The organism is Raineya orbicola (assembly GCF_002843425.1).
Taxonomy (GTDB): domain Bacteria; phylum Bacteroidota; class Bacteroidia; order Cytophagales; family Thermonemataceae; genus Raineya; species Raineya orbicola.
Genome location: NZ_NKXO01000056.1, coordinates 1 through 14,183 on the forward strand (window position 1 = coordinate 1; position 14,183 = coordinate 14,183).

The 14,183-nt window shown below is 36.4% G+C and carries 14 protein-coding genes; 9 read left to right on the forward strand and 5 right to left on the reverse strand.

Features of this window, described 5'->3' with window-relative positions:
* Nucleotides 1-135 precede the first annotated feature (135 nt).
* The 3 genes from Rain11_RS12785 to Rain11_RS12795 all read right to left on the reverse strand — a co-directional run bounded on the left by Rain11_RS12785 (nt 136) and on the right by Rain11_RS12795 (nt 3,924).
* Nucleotides 136-2,406 carry a tetratricopeptide repeat protein gene (locus Rain11_RS12785; RefSeq protein ID WP_101359763.1) on the reverse strand — a complete coding sequence of 757 codons (2,271 nt, stop codon included), beginning with the start codon at nt 2,404-2,406 and terminating at the stop codon, nt 136-138.
* 66 nt (nt 2,407-2,472) lie between these two features.
* A complete protein-coding gene (locus Rain11_RS12790) occupies nt 2,473-3,249 on the reverse strand; it encodes an ABC transporter substrate-binding protein (RefSeq protein ID WP_101359764.1) in 777 nt (258 codons plus the stop codon).
* A gap of 15 nt (nt 3,250-3,264) precedes the next feature.
* Nucleotides 3,265-3,924, reverse strand: coding sequence for a protein-L-isoaspartate(D-aspartate) O-methyltransferase (locus Rain11_RS12795; protein ID WP_101359765.1), 660 nt, complete (start codon nt 3,922-3,924; stop codon nt 3,265-3,267).
* Between the two features lie 159 nt (nt 3,925-4,083).
* Between Rain11_RS12795 and Rain11_RS12800 the strand changes: the two genes are divergently transcribed.
* The 3 genes from Rain11_RS12800 to Rain11_RS12810 are packed head-to-tail and all read left to right on the forward strand — an operon-like array spanning nt 4,084 to nt 7,255.
* On the forward strand, nt 4,084-5,262 hold the full coding sequence (locus Rain11_RS12800; protein ID WP_101359766.1) for a PSP1 domain-containing protein: 1,179 nt from the start codon (nt 4,084-4,086) through the stop codon (nt 5,260-5,262).
* 5 nt (nt 5,263-5,267) lie between these two features.
* Complete coding sequence (locus tag Rain11_RS12805; RefSeq protein ID WP_101359767.1) at nt 5,268-6,014, forward strand: BsaWI family type II restriction enzyme; 747 nt, start codon at nt 5,268-5,270, stop codon at nt 6,012-6,014.
* Entirely contained in the window at nt 6,011-7,255 is a 1,245-nt protein-coding gene (locus Rain11_RS12810; RefSeq protein WP_101359768.1) for a TRM11 family methyltransferase, read from the forward strand. Before Rain11_RS12805 ends, Rain11_RS12810 begins: the two co-directional genes overlap by 4 nt.
* A 41-nt stretch (nt 7,256-7,296) precedes the next feature.
* On the opposite strand, the gene msrA is transcribed toward Rain11_RS12810, so the two are convergent.
* Entirely contained in the window at nt 7,297-7,848 is a 552-nt protein-coding gene (msrA, locus tag Rain11_RS12815; RefSeq protein WP_243390594.1) for a peptide-methionine (S)-S-oxide reductase MsrA, read from the reverse strand.
* 249 nt (nt 7,849-8,097) lie between these two features.
* Between msrA and Rain11_RS12820 the strand changes: the two genes are divergently transcribed.
* The 6 genes from Rain11_RS12820 (at nt 8,098) to Rain11_RS12845 (ending at nt 12,768) form a co-directional block, all read left to right on the forward strand.
* A complete protein-coding gene (locus Rain11_RS12820) occupies nt 8,098-8,400 on the forward strand; it encodes a DUF721 domain-containing protein (RefSeq protein WP_165778142.1) in 303 nt (100 codons plus the stop codon).
* Between the two features lie 26 nt (nt 8,401-8,426).
* Nucleotides 8,427-9,668 (forward strand): M16 family metallopeptidase, encoded by a 1,242-nt coding sequence (locus tag Rain11_RS12825; RefSeq protein ID WP_101359771.1) that lies wholly within the window; start codon nt 8,427-8,429, stop codon nt 9,666-9,668.
* A 132-nt stretch (nt 9,669-9,800) separates the two neighbouring features.
* Complete coding sequence (locus tag Rain11_RS12830; protein WP_101359772.1) at nt 9,801-10,391, forward strand: rhomboid family intramembrane serine protease; 591 nt, start codon at nt 9,801-9,803, stop codon at nt 10,389-10,391.
* A gap of 1 nt (nt 10,392) precedes the next feature.
* Nucleotides 10,393-11,334, forward strand: coding sequence for a rhomboid family protein (locus Rain11_RS12835; RefSeq protein ID WP_101359773.1), 942 nt, complete (start codon nt 10,393-10,395; stop codon nt 11,332-11,334).
* Nucleotides 11,335-11,382: 48 nt separating this feature from the next.
* Nucleotides 11,383-12,111, forward strand: coding sequence for an RluA family pseudouridine synthase (locus Rain11_RS12840; protein ID WP_101359774.1), 729 nt, complete (start codon nt 11,383-11,385; stop codon nt 12,109-12,111).
* 63 nt (nt 12,112-12,174) lie between these two features.
* Nucleotides 12,175-12,768 carry a hypothetical protein gene (locus Rain11_RS12845; protein WP_101359775.1) on the forward strand — a complete coding sequence of 198 codons (594 nt, stop codon included), beginning with the start codon at nt 12,175-12,177 and terminating at the stop codon, nt 12,766-12,768.
* A gap of 63 nt (nt 12,769-12,831) precedes the next feature.
* Here the strand turns inward: Rain11_RS12845 and Rain11_RS14105 are convergent, their stop codons facing one another.
* Entirely contained in the window at nt 12,832-14,043 is a 1,212-nt protein-coding gene (locus Rain11_RS14105; protein ID WP_101359776.1) for a response regulator, read from the reverse strand.
* Nucleotides 14,044-14,183: the final 140 nt, after the last annotated feature.

Consider the following 14,183-nt stretch of genomic DNA (forward strand, 5'->3'; position numbering starts at 1 on the left):
GACCATTTTTCACTACCTTTGTACCTTGACAATGAGGGCAGTTTACTTTTGTTAATACTTTAGACATATTACAAAAATACGCCCTCTTTGTCTTTTACAAAAATATCATACAATCTTTACCACAACCGATGAATTTTACCTATCGCTATAATAATTGTTTTGAAAGTTAGTATCACCCGAATTTTTTTCATAAAATTCTTTGAGTTGTTTTTTGATATTTTCCCAAGAACTTTCGGGAATGCCATAAGAAAGAACAGCTTGCTTATCTATGTCAAAGTCATTGCTAAAATCGTTCCAAGAGCCATATCGCACCACAGCCATTTTGTAATGATTGAAAGCCTCATCAATTTTTTGGGAACAAAGCCAAATATGCCCTGCAATGATACGAAAATAAGCCTCATCGTCTAATTGGAGTGAATCCATAATGTAGGTTTGGGCTTGGTCTAAATTTTTCAATGCCAGATAAGATTGAGCTATTCTACCCAAATTCCAAGCAGGCTCGGAGGTATTGTTTTCTTGAGCTTTGAGGTGATATTCCAAAGATTTTTGATAGTTATGCAGTTTGTAATAGCACCAACCGATTTTGCCCAAGGTCCATCCATCGGTAGGATTTATTTTTTCAGCCATTAGGAAATACTCAATGGCTTTGGAATAATCTTTGAGTTTGAGATAGCACCAACCCGTATTGCTCAAATTCCACGAATCTTGTGGAGTAAGTTCTACTACTCTTTCGTGATAAAGCAAAGCCTCTTGATAGTTTTCCATAGATGAGTAGCACCAGCCTATATTTTTGAGTATCCAAGCATTGTTGGGCTTCATTTTATCGGCTTTTTGATAGTAGGTTAGCGAATTTTCGAATGCCCCCATTTCACGGTAGCAAAAAGCGATTTCTATAAGGGTATTGATATGTTCGGGATTTATTTTTTCAGCTTGCAAATAAAATTCAAGAGCTTTTTCGTAATTTTCTTCTCGGGCATAAAAATCTGCAATTTCATAGATTGCGGCAAAATTGTTGGGGTTTTGGGTATAAATTTGGAGAAGTTGGTCAATATCATTATTTTCTGCGGCACGAATAATTTTATCGTTTTCTTTGCGATATTCGACAGCTTGCTCTAAAATTTTTTGAAAATCTTTTTGGCTAATACCATATTTCTGCAAAAAGATATAGTCTTCGTTAGCATCTTTCAAGAAAGTATCAATATCAGGAGCTAGTATCACACTTTCTAAGTAGGTTTGTTCTGCTTTTTTCTTATCGCCTTGGGCAAGATAGGCGTGTGCAAGGTATAGTAAATTGATGCCACTACTATTGAGGTCTTCGGCTTGTTCTAAGTAAAAAGTAGCTTTGTTCAAATCGCCTAAAATAAAATTTACCCAGCCTAATTGTCTGATATTCCAACTATCAGAAGGGTTGAGCTGATGAGCTTTGCTGTGATATTCAAGAGCTTTTGTATAATCGCCCAACTTTTGATAAGCAAAGCCAATATTTCCTACATTCCAGCTATCTTTGGGGTTTACTTGTTCAGTTTTCAGATGCCACTCCAAAGATTTTTGGTAGTTACCTGTTCTTCCATAACACCAAGCCAAATTACCTGTATTCCAAGAGTCATAAGGATTAAGCTCGTAACATTTTTCGTGCCAAGCAATAGCTTCCTGATACTTACCCAAAGAGGAGTAGCACCAGCCTATTTGGCTTATATTCCAAGCATCATTGGGTTCTAATTCGTAGGCTTTCAGATGGTATTTGAGGGCTTCTTCGAAGTTTCGCATAGAGGAATATATCCAGCCTACATTACTCAAATTCCAAGCATCGGTAGGGTCTAACTCAGCTACTTTGAGATGGTAAGAGAGAGCATTTTCAAAATCGCCTAATTGTCCGTAGCAGTAGCCTATTTTACCCAGATTCCAAGGGTTATTGGGTTCATATTTGTCTGATTCCAAATGATATTGTAGAGCATTTTCATAATCGCGAATTTTTAGATAACACCAGCCCAAATTTCGTAAGTTCCAAGCGTCGTAAGGCTCTGTTCTATGAACGCGTAAGTGATACTCAATAGCCTCTTCGTATCTGCCTAAACCCGCAAGACACCAAGCGATATTTTTCAATATCCAGTTATCATTAGGAACTTTTTGGTCAATTTGCTGATAGATTTGCAAAGCATTCGCATAATCTTGTAGCTCTCGATAAGCGAAGGCAAGTTTATCTAAAAAAGCAAAATCTTCTGGAACTTTATCTTTTACTTTACCAAGGCACTGGATGGTTTTTTCAAACTCCCCGTGATTGTTATAGTAAATTCCCAAAGCGATAAGGGTTTTTAGCTCATATGGGTTATTTTTGTATGCTTCTAAAAGTTGTTCAATGTTTAGTTCATCGTTGAACTCTTCATCAAAGTTATCATCTTCAAACATAGTAGTAGGTTTTAGCGAAGCAAAATAGATAATTTTAGAAAAATATCACAAAAATTGAGCCTAAAATCAAGAATTTTTAAGAAAACTGCGAAAATACTTGCTTGCTTCCAAAAGCCGACTGCCATACCAAGAAAACATCTCTCCATTGACGAGCTGTATTCGGCTTTCGGAAAAAATTGATTGAAGTTCTTGCAAGTGTTTTTCTTTGAAGGGATAAGGCTCTGATGATAGGAAAATATAATCAGGTTTTCTTTCAGCGATTTCGTTCAAATTTACTTCAGGATAGCGAGGTTTTTCTGCAAAAGCATTCTCAAAACCTAATCTTTGTAAAATATCGTGAATAAATGTATGGCTACCCGCCACCATATACGGATTTTTCCAAATCAGGTAAGCCACTCTGCCTGAATAGGTTTTAGCAAGCAAGCGAAAAGCAGAATCAATAAAACTCACCATAATTTGGGCTTCTATTTTTTTAGTACAGACTTCGCCAATGCTTGTAATCATTTTTAGAGCATCTTCCAGCGTATAAATATCGCTAATCCAAACAGGGTATTTTTGGGCAAGTTGTTCAATACCTTCTCGGTAATTTTCTTCTTTGTTAGCGATGATGAGGTCGGGGGCTAATGCGTCAATTTTTTCAAAATGAAAGTTTTTTGTTCCGCCTACTTTGGGAACATTTTTAACTTTTTCTTGGGGGTGAATACAAAACTTGGTAATTCCTACGATTTTTTCTGTTAAACCCAAATCAAAAAGAAGTTCCGTTTGTGAGGGAACAAGCGAAATGATACGTTGAGGAGGATAGGGCAGTTCAATATGGCGGTGAAGTTGGTCGGTGAAAAGCATAATGTTATCTCAATATTATTTTTGCCAGCCATTCTTCCCCAAAAGAGGCACAAAGCTGAAATGATCAAACTCCTCTTGGGTAAATTGTTTCTCGCCTTTGCGTGTGATACGCATCATTTTCTGAGTTTGGTGGTTGCCAACGGGAATGACAAGCCTGCCTCCTGTTTTCAACTGAAAAAGCAGGCTTTCTGGCACAGCAGGAGCACCTGCGGTTACTAAAATGGCATCATAAGGGGCATAAGCAAGCAGACCTTGTGAGCCGTCTCCGTGAAAGCATTGTACTTTTTTATCGTAACGTAAAATATCAATCATTCGGCGGGCTTTGCGGAAAAGTGTTTCATTGTATTCAATGGTATAGACTTTTGCTCCGAGTTCTGCCAAAATACAAGCCTGATATGCCGAGCCAGTACCAATTTCCAGAACACTTTGTAGAGGTTGAATTTGCAAAAGTTCTGTTTGGAAAGCAACCGTGTAAGGTTGCGAAATAGTTTGTCCTTCTTCAATCGGAAAGGCTTTGTCCTGATAGGCGTGTTGCAGGAAAACAGAATCCAAAAACCAATGCCGCGGCACAGCCATTAGGGCATTTAATACATTCTCATCTCTGATACCCTTTCGGCGGATTTCTTCAACTAATTTTTTTCGTAAGCCTTTATGTTGAAAATTATCTTCTAACACAAATTAAAAATTTTAGTGAAAAGTGTTTTTTAGGCAAAAATAAAGATTTTTTTGTTTGCTTTTTACAATCTTTTGCAATTTTTCGGAATGTTTTCTATCTTTGTAGTTTGAAAATTGTGATTTTTTAGTATTTTTTTATTATCTCAAAATCAAGACAATATGGCTTGCACTTCTTGCTCGTCAGGAGGTTGCTCTACGGATACATTAGTGTCGGGTTGTGGGGGAGGTTGCAAAAGTGGTTCTTGTAATAAAATGAATAGCTACGACTGGCTTTCCAATATGGAACTGCCCACAGACCAAAAGTTTGATGTCGTAGAAGTACGTTTCAAAAATGGCTTTAAGGCATTTTTTAGGAATACACAAAAGTTTGACCTCCTCACAGGTGATGCCGTAGTAGTAGATGCAACTTCGGGTTATCATATCGGAAAAGTGGCTTTGCAGGGCGAATTGGTACGCTTGCAAATGCTCAAAAAAAAGGTAGATGAGAACGCAGAATTACCTGCTATCTTGCGAATTCCTACGGAAAAAGATTTAGCAAAATGGAAAGAAGCTCAAGCTCGCGAAATGCCCACAATGTTCCGAACTAGGCAAATAATACAAGAAATGGGCTTGGAAATGAAACTCACCGATGTGGAGTTTCAGGCAGATAATACCAAGGCTACTTTTTACTATTCTGCGGAAAGTCGTGTGGATTTTCGTGAGCTTATCAAAGTCCTTGCGTCAGAATTTAAAATTCGGGTAGAAATGCGTCAAATCAGCTTACGCGAAGAAGCGGGTAGGCTCGGAGGAATAGGCGTATGTGGGCGTGAGCTTTGCTGTTCTACGTGGCTTACTGATTTTAAGAGTGTAAATACATCGGCGGCTCGTTATCAGAATCTTTCGCTCAACCCTGCCAAACTATCGGGGCAATGTGGTAGGCTGAAATGTTGCTTAAATTATGAATTAGAAACCTATATGGAAGCTCTCAAAGACTTTCCAACCATAGAAAAACCCCTCAAAACCCAACAGGGCATTGTAGAGCTTAAAAAAACAGATATTTTTCGTAAAATGATGTGGTTTGGCTATGAAAATGATAGTAATTGGTACTCGCTTTCAGTGGAAAAAGTAAGGGAGTTTATTGAAATGAACGAGAAAGGAATTTTCCCTGAAACCCTTGCCCAACTTACCGAGGAAGGTAACAATGCCCAAGAGCAGAAAAAACAGGCTTTAGAGCAAAGTAAAATGGTTACGCAAGCCCTTGAACAAAAACTCAAAGCAAAAGAAAAACAAGAAAAAAGCGAGAAAAATAAACAAACTCATCATAAAAAACATAGATATAAAAGAAAGCCTAAAAACTAATCAATATGCTTGAAACCAATCAGCGAGTATTTGATGAAGTAGAAAAGCGATATTATTTTGCCCCAATTAAAAGTAATTTTAATGAAAAGATAAAGGAAGTTGGAGCAGAGAAAGCTATTAACTACCTGACTACCATTATGCAAAGTTCAATAGAGGAAGTTGAGAAAATCATTAAAGGTAGAATAGAAAATGGAGAAATTCAGGACGCTTCACAAGCAAGAAAAGCAATCGCTGGAAATGGTTTTCAAGGTTTGGTAGCTTATGCTTTAATATATTTGCAAAAAGAGGGCGTTATTGATAAGGAACTGGTTATTACTCTGAAACCTAAATCTCATAAAATCATAGAAAACTATGCCGCTATTCAGGTAGGTAATGATTGGCAAAAACCTGATGTAGATTTGATGATTTACCATAACAAAAGACTAGAAAAAGCTCCTATTCTGATTTTCTCTATGAAAACATCTTTGAGAGAAAGAGCAGGACAAACCTATAAATGGAAGCTTTTAATGGATATTGCTACTTCAAAAGATTGTATGCAAATCAAACGAAAATATGGCTTAAACTTTGAACTAAAGACAGATTTTAGGGTAGGTTTTATTACAACTAATTTCTATAATGAAATTATGCAGCCACAGCAAGTGGGAATGCTTAATTTCTTTGATTTTGTTTATCTTACAAAACCAGGAAAATTCAAGCCACCTATCAGTGAGTTTTCAGCAATTGTGTCAGACCTAAAAAAACTTTATCAATGATAGCAACAGCGAAAAAATATACTGATTTTTCGTGGGATTTTGTAGGAGCTGATACCAAACGTTTTACGCATTGTTACCACAACTACCCTGCGATGATGATACCCCAAATCGCAGAACGCATTTTAACAAAATATGGTGCAAATAGCCGTTTGTTATTTGACCCTTACTGTGGAACGGGAACAAGTTTGGTTGAAGCTAACTTAATGGGTATTGATGCAATAGGAACAGATTTAAATCCTTTGGCAAGATTGATAGCCAAAGTCAAAACTACTAAACTTAACTTGCAAGTTTTGGATTTGTATCTCAAAGATTTTAATGATTATGTGTTTTTTTTGGTATTCAATAACAAAACAAGGGACACTATTCCACGAATAAAAAATGTTGATTATTGGTTTGATAAAGCAGTACAAGAAAAATTAGCCATTATCAAAGATTTCATTAGCAAAATTGAAGATGACAAGGTAAGAGATTTTTTCAAGGTAGCGTTTAGTGAAACTATCAGGGAAAGTAGTTTTACTCGTAATAGTGAGTTTAAGTTATTCCGAATGACAGCCGAGCAAATGCAAAAATTTAATCCTGATGTTTTTGCTTTGATGCAAAGTAAATTAGCCCGAAATAGAAAAGGATTGAAAGCATTTTTAGAGCAAAAACCTAAAGGAGATACTCAAATCTACGACTTCAATACCGTCAATGAAATTCAATACATTGAAAAAGAAAGTGTTGATATTGTCATCACTTCGCCTCCTTATGGCGATAGTAGAACTACGGTTGCTTACGGGCAATTTTCAAGATTGGCTAACGAATGGTTAGGTGTAGAAAATGCCAGCCAAATAGATAATAACCTAATGGGTGGAAAACGACAAAGAGACTTGTTTGTATCTGATAGTCCTTTACTTAAAGAAACTATTGAAAATATAGCCTTAATAGATGAAAAGAGGGCTCAAGAGGTAGCTTCCTTTTATGCAGATTACCAAAAATCTATTGAAAATGTTGCCCAGACCCTCAAAAAAGGAGCTTGTGCTTGTTACGTTGTGGGTAACCGAAAAGTAAAAGGCAAAATTTTACCTACCGATGAAATAACAAAAGAGTTTTTTGAAAATCAAGGATTTACACATATAGAAACAATTATTCGTAATATTCCTAACAAACGTATGCCAAGTAAAAATAGCCCGACAAATGTAACAGGCAAGAAAGATGAAACAATTAACAAAGAGTTTATCGTAATAATGAGAAAAGAGTAGAAAAATAAATTATTACGCTTCATTTCTCTTACTAAAAAGCACTACTTCAATTTTTCCTTGAAAACTTTTTGTAATTTTTCAATTTTGGGGCGGATAACGAAATAGCAGTAACCTTGTGTAGGGTTGTTGTTGTAGTAATTCTGATGATAGTCTTCGGCTTTATAGAACTTGGCGAAAGGTACGATTTCGGTTACAATGGGCTTCTCAAAAACTTTTTCAGCAGTGAGCGTTTGAATAACTTTTTCGGCGGTTTTGCGTTGCTCTTCGTTATGGTAAAAAATGGCTGAACGATATTGCGTACCAACATCGTTGCCTTGTCGGTTGAGGGTGGTGGGGTCGTGAGTGCCAAAAAAAACTTCTAAAATTTCTGTAAAACTGACTTGGTTTTTATCAAAAGTAATTTGACAGACTTCGGCGTGTCCTGTATTGCCGCTACAAACTTCTTTGTAAGTAGGATTTTCTGTTTTTCCTCCCGAATAGCCTGATTCTACTTTTACAACGCCTTTTATTCGCTGAAAAACAGCTTCCACACACCAAAAACAGCCCGCTCCTAAAGTAGCCATTTCTAAATTTTGTTGTTGCGAATTTTCCATATTTAATTGTGTTTTAGGCGACTTTTTTTGTCCGCAAGTTGGTAAAGAAAACAAAAGTATCACAAAAAAAGCCCAAGAAAATGTTTTTGAGTACATAAACAAACTTTTTCAATATTAACGAAGCAAAAAAGATTTTGGTTTTAGTAATCAGCTTTTTTCTGATGTTTTCGTAAAGTTTTTTTCAAAAATTTGAGTAGCCTTGCCTTGATTTTTCGTAAATTTGAGCTTCAATTATAAATCAAAATGCTTATGGCATCTCAAAAGAGAAACTCTCAACCTTATTTACTTAAACAGATTTTGGAAAGTGTAGTCAGTCAGTTTCCACAGAAAAACCGCTTTGATGAACTTAACATTAAGCAGATTTGGATAAACGTGATGGGTAAGCCTATTGCAGAGCAAACCCAAAATATTTATCTTAAAAATAACATTCTGTATGTCAAGATTGTTTCCTCTGTGCTTCGCCAAGAGCTGATGATGCATAAAACCAAAATTCGCAATCTTATCAATGAAAAACTGAATTACGAAATGGTGAAAGAGATACATTTTACATAAAATTTAAGCCTTCAACTATAAACACTATGATACATTACGAAAAATTTACATTATCCAATGGCTTGAAAGTATTAGTACATCAGAATAAAAATGTAGGCATTGCGGCGTTTAATTTGCTCTACAATGTGGGAGCAAAAGATGAGCAGGAAACCAAAACAGGATTTGCACACCTTTTTGAACATCTGATGTTTGGTGGCTCAAAGCATATCCCCAATTTTGATGAACATTTGCAGAGAGTGGGGGGCGAATGTAATGCTTTTACCTCTAACGATATAACTAACTATTACATCACTTTGCCTGCAAGTAATTTGGAAACAGCTTTTTGGCTGGAGTCAGATAGAATGCTTTCGCTTTCTTTTGATGAACAAGTTTTAGAAGTGCAAAGAAATGTAGTAATTGAGGAATTTAAGCAACGTTATCTCAATCAGCCTTATGGTGATGTGTGGCTAAAACTGCGTCCTTTGGCGTATCAGAAGCACCCTTACAAGTGGGCAACTATTGGCAAAGACATTAGCCACATAGAGCAGGCTACTTTGCAGGATGTAAAGGATTTTTTCTTTCGTTTTTATCGCCCCAACAACGCTATTTTGTGTGTGGCGGGTAATGTTTCAGTGGCAGAGGTTGAGCGTTTAGCTCGCAAATGGTTTGAACCCATTGAGGCAGGGAAACCTTATCACCGAAATTTACCCACGGAGCCAGTCCAAACAGAGGCTCGTTATTTAGAAGTTTCTGCCCCTGTACCCTTGAATGCTCTGTATAAAGCCTATAAAATGCCTGCTCGCCTGCACCCCGATTTTGAAACGGCTGATTTGATTAGCGACATTTTAGGGCGAGGAAAATCATCAAGGCTTTACGAAAATTTGGTGAGAAAAAGACAAATTTTCACGGATATTTCGGCTTACATCACTAACTCTGTTGATGAGGGTTTGCTTGTGGTGCAGGGAATGCTTAATCCTGAAAGTTCTCTGCAAGAAGCCAACCAAGCTGTTGAAAGCGAAATTTACGAACTCATAGAAAAAGGAGTAACTGAAAAAGAATTGCGTAAAGTGCAAAATAAGGCTTTTTCCACTTACTTATTTGCCAAAATGGAAGAGTTGGATATAGCGATGAATTTATGCTTTTTTGAAATGCTCGGTGATGCTGAAAAGTATAATCATTATGAGCAAGATATTTTCAGCATCACACCCCAAAGAATGCAAGCTGTAGCACAAGAAATGCTACAATCGCAGAAATGCTCAACCCTATTTTACAGAGCAGAACATATTTGAAAAGATGTAATATTTCAGACATTAGATACAAGATTACAAATATTTGAGTTTTTGGTAGGAATCAGGAAGCAAGAGACAGGGAGCAAGAAAGTATATGAGTTTTTCTTCATCTAACAATTTTTAGTAAATTTTATGTACACACTTACACCTACGGTCAGAACCATTCTTATTTTGAATATAATTGCTTTTGTTTTAATGAATATGAATTTTGAGTATGCCATAGAAAATTTTGCCTTGTGGGATATTCAGACACCTTATTTTCAGCCCTACCAATTGCTTACGCATATGTTTATGCACGCTAATTTTTTTCATATTTTTAGTAATATGTTGGGTTTAGTTTTTTTTGGCAGTGTTTTGGAACAAGTTTTAGGGGCAAATCGTTTTCTTTTGTTGTATATGATTTGCGGATTAGGAGCAGGAGCATTATCTTTGGGAGTAGATTATTACAACGGCGATATAATACCTTCAATTGGGGCTTCGGGGGCGGTGTTTGGGGTGGTTACGAGTTTTGCTTTGATATTTCCTAATTTGGTTTTGCAATTGCTTTTTCCGCCTATACCTCTGAAAGCAAAATATTTGGTGCTTTTATATTTGATTTTTGAGGTTTCGTATATGTGGCAAAATTTACCCGGCGATAGAGTAGGGCATTTGGCTCATTTGGCAGGAATGTTGTTAGGATTTATTATGATAAAACTGGTTTGGAAAATTCCTAAAAGATACTGAAATGACCGATATTTTTGCAGATTTTCGTAACGCATTTAAGCGTGATAATAATGGGGTGGCACAACTCATTATTATCAATATTGTCGCTTTTCTGCTGATTGGTTTTTTGAGAGTAGTTCTTTGGCTTGCAGGGAGCGATTATATCGTAAAAATAGGCTTGGAATGGCTCATTTTAAGCCCAGATTTGCTTACTTTTATTACACGCCCTTGGACGGCTCTTACTTATGGTTTTTTACACGATTTTACAGATATTCTGCATATCTTGTTCAATATGCTGATGCTCTATTGGATGGGGCGTTTGGTGCAAGATTACATTGGTAGTCAGCGGGTTGTGGCTATTTATGTGTGGGGCGTGCTAATGGGGGCTTTATTCTTTTTGCTTATTTACAATGTAGTGCCACGTTTGTTTGCTTTTCGGCAAATGGTTCATCTGTTAGGGGCTTCGGGAGGCGTTTATGCCGTAATGATTGCCGCTGCTACTATTGCCCCTAATGCAATGGTTTTACTATTTGGCATTTTTCCTGTAAGGCTCAAATATATTGCTTGGTTTATGGTAGTGGTTTCTTTTCTGTTTCTGGCAAGCCCTAATACAGGGGGCAATGCCGCACATTTAGGAGGAGCTTTGCTGGGGTATTTGTTTATTATGCAACTTCGCAAAGGTAACGATTGGAGCAAACCTATTACTTGGGTGCTATCATTTTTTAGAAATTTAGGAAATCGTAGAAAACCTAAAATGAAAGTAAGATACGTGAAAGAGGAAAAAGTACGCGTAAAAACCAATGTTAAATCTGAACAGAAAAAAGCTGATAGCTCTCAAAGTAACGAATATGTGCCTACCCAAGAAGAAATTGACGCTATTTTAGATAAAATTTCTGCCAAAGGTTACGAGAGTCTCACCAAAGAGGAAAAACAAAAACTTTTTATGGCAAGCAGAAAAGATTGACAAACCCCCTTGATGATTTTTTGAACTTTTAATCCATTTTTAACGAGAATGGCTAAAATAACTTTTGAGGATTTAATACTTTTTGAAAACGAAGATTTTGTACTTATCAACAAACCGCCGCTGATGGCTACGCTTGACGAGCGTACCCAAGATAGAAAGCATACAAGTATTATTGCATTACTTCGCAAATACAATCCTGATTATCAACTTTGCCATCGCTTGGACAAAGAAACCTCGGGTATATTGGCTATTGCCAAACACTCTGAGGCATACAGACATTTATCCATAGCCTTTGAACGCCGAAAAGTTACTAAAATTTATCACGCTATTTCCGAAGGGGTGCATCATTTTGAACAAACAGAAGCCACTTTTCCTATTCTCAAACTTTCCAAAAAAGGAATGGTTACCATTGATTTCCGAGAAGGGCAAAAAGCCCATACTACTTTTCAGACTTTACGGCATATTGGTAATTTTACGCTCATAGAAGCACGTCCTCACACAGGACGTATGCACCAGATTCGTATTCATCTCAAAGCTCTGAAAGCTCCTATCGTAGCTGATGAAATGTATGGAGGCAGTTGGATTTTTCTTTCACAGCTCAAAAGAAAGTTCAAATTAGCCCAAGATGAGCAAGAGCAACCCATAATGCAAAGAGTTGCCCTACACGCTTTTGCTTTACAATTTGAGGGTTTGAAAGGTGAAATCATTTATCAGGAGGCTTCTTATCCCAAAGATTTTGCAGTTTTACTTAAAATTTTAGAAAAAACTGTTTCTTAACTTTGCTGGTTTCTTTTTCAAGTTCTACATTGCTAATGTTTTTATGCTCAAACGATTTGATTTATGAGAAATATTTTCATCATTTTTCTATTTTTTTTCGTTTTTTCCTCTTTTTTTTCAAAAACTTTTGCACAAGATACACTTAATAGAACAAAAGTGGATACCTTCTCGGTGAGAATGGTAATATTCCATACACATCATTTTTTAAGAAACCAACGTTTAGATAATGTTTATTTGCTCAAAGGTTTCAATCAGTTTGGAATAGGGTTTTTATTTGGAAAAAATAAAGGAAAATTTTGCTTTCAAATTGGCACAGCTACACTGACATTAGACTCTTTGGGAATAGGTAATTTGAAGAAATCCACGCCAATAATTTTTTCGTTCAATTATGTAAGACACACTTATCTGAATAAAAACATTGGTTTGAGAGCTCGTATAGGTGCCCAGTTATTTTTCGATGCACCTAATTCAAGTGTGCCTGTGCATAATTCTGTGGGTACTGTTACGGCATTAGGAGCAGTTTTTAGAGGAGGAAGGAATAACTCTTTTTTGTATATTGATGTGGGTTACAATTCTCAAAAAAATAATTTTGAAACTAAAAGACCTATTTTCAGAGATTTTTCAGCTTGGTTGCTTACTACAGGCGTGATGTTTTGAAACCAGCGATAGCATCATATTTAGCAATGCTATCGCTCTATCTAAAATTTGCTAATTTCAAAACTATACTTTTATCCCCATAATCAGAATATCGTCCATTTGTTCGTTATGTGGTTGGGCTTGCATCCATTCTTTCAAAAAGACCTCTAACAAAACTTTTTGTTCATACATTGGCTTTTGATGAATAGAATGTAGAAATTCTTTCAATTTTTTAGAGCCAATTTTTCTATTGAGTTCGCCACCAAATTGGTCTTGAAACCCGTCTGAAAACAAATAAAAAGTAGTTTCTGCTTGCAAAGGGAGGGTATGTAGAGTAAAACTATCGTGGGTATAAATTGAGCCACCTATGTTGGCTTTATCCGCTTTGATTTCTTTCATTTCATTATTTTCAAAATATACCAAATCTCTCCGAGAACTTGCGAACTCTACCACTTGGCTATAAGGGTGATAAGCCAAGATACCCACTTCCATACCCTCTTGGTTTTGTGTATCTTCTTGGCGTAAGGCATTGGCAACTCCTTCTCTTAAAAAATTCAAAATCTTTTCAGGACTATGCTCTTCTTTATAGTCAATGACAGAACGAAGTAAGGTATCACCAAGCATACTCATTAAAGCACCGGGTACGCCGTGTCCTGTGCAATCGCCAACGGCTACAATAATTTTGTCTTCTTTATCAAAAACAGAGTAAAAATCTCCTCCTACAATATCTTTGGGCTTGTAGAAAATAAAAGAGTCTTTGAATAGTTTTGCAATGCTCTCCTCAGTAGGTAATACACTTTTTTGAATTCTTTTAGCATAGTTAATACTATCCAAAAGCTTACGAGTGGTATATTCTAATTCCGCAGTTCTTTCGGCTACTTTCTCTTCCAAACGTTCATTAGCTTCTTTGAGCTGTTCTATAAGGTCTTTACGTTCTTTGGCAAGATTGTAGCTTTCTATGGCTTTATCAATGATGTTTTTCATTTCACCATTTTCGTAAGGTTTGGTTACGTATTGGTGAATGTGGCAATCGTTGATAGCCTGAATAATATCCTGAATATCAGCAAAACCTGTGAGTACAATCCGAATTACATCAGGGTATTCGTTGATGATAGATTTTAGAAAATCTGTTCCCGACATTTCAGGCATTTTCTGGTCGGTGATGATGAGGCTAATGGGGTTATCACGCAAAATCTGATAAGCCTCTTGAATACTGCTGGTAGTGAAAACTTTATAGTATCTTTTGAAGTTGATTCTAAAAATGCGAAGATTAGATTCCTCGTCATCAATGTACAAAATATTAGGAATAACGTGAGTTAAGCGGCAATATCTTGAAAAAGTTCAAAATTTGTAAGTAGATTTTTTTCTTGAAAATCTCTAATAGTGGGCTTTTTATCTAGGAATTTGTAGGCAATAATTCCAGACCACAAATTGAC

What these genes read in the sequence shown, in the direction of transcription:
- Rain11_RS12830 (WP_101359772.1), top strand. Translation starts at nt 9,801, where the DNA reads ATGTACACACTTACACCTACGGTCAGAACCATTCTTATTTTGAATATA.
- Rain11_RS12825 (WP_101359771.1), top strand. Translation starts at nt 8,427, where the DNA reads ATGATACATTACGAAAAATTTACATTATCCAATGGCTTGAAAGTATTA.
- Rain11_RS12800 (WP_101359766.1), top strand. Translation starts at nt 4,084, where the DNA reads ATGGCTTGCACTTCTTGCTCGTCAGGAGGTTGCTCTACGGATACATTA.
- Rain11_RS12835 (WP_101359773.1), top strand. Translation starts at nt 10,393, where the DNA reads ATGACCGATATTTTTGCAGATTTTCGTAACGCATTTAAGCGTGATAAT.
- Rain11_RS12845 (WP_101359775.1), top strand. Translation starts at nt 12,175, where the DNA reads ATGAGAAATATTTTCATCATTTTTCTATTTTTTTTCGTTTTTTCCTCT.
- Rain11_RS12810 (WP_101359768.1), top strand. Translation starts at nt 6,011, where the DNA reads ATGATAGCAACAGCGAAAAAATATACTGATTTTTCGTGGGATTTTGTA.
- Rain11_RS12790 (WP_101359764.1), bottom strand. Translation starts at nt 3,249, where the DNA reads ATGCTTTTCACCGACCAACTTCACCGCCATATTGAACTGCCCTATCCT.
- Rain11_RS12820 (WP_165778142.1), top strand. Translation starts at nt 8,098, where the DNA reads ATGGCATCTCAAAAGAGAAACTCTCAACCTTATTTACTTAAACAGATT.
- Rain11_RS12840 (WP_101359774.1), top strand. Translation starts at nt 11,383, where the DNA reads ATGGCTAAAATAACTTTTGAGGATTTAATACTTTTTGAAAACGAAGAT.
- Rain11_RS12805 (WP_101359767.1), top strand. Translation starts at nt 5,268, where the DNA reads ATGCTTGAAACCAATCAGCGAGTATTTGATGAAGTAGAAAAGCGATAT.
- Rain11_RS12785 (WP_101359763.1), bottom strand. Translation starts at nt 2,406, where the DNA reads ATGTTTGAAGATGATAACTTTGATGAAGAGTTCAACGATGAACTAAAC.
- msrA (WP_243390594.1), bottom strand. Translation starts at nt 7,848, where the DNA reads ATGGAAAATTCGCAACAACAAAATTTAGAAATGGCTACTTTAGGAGCG.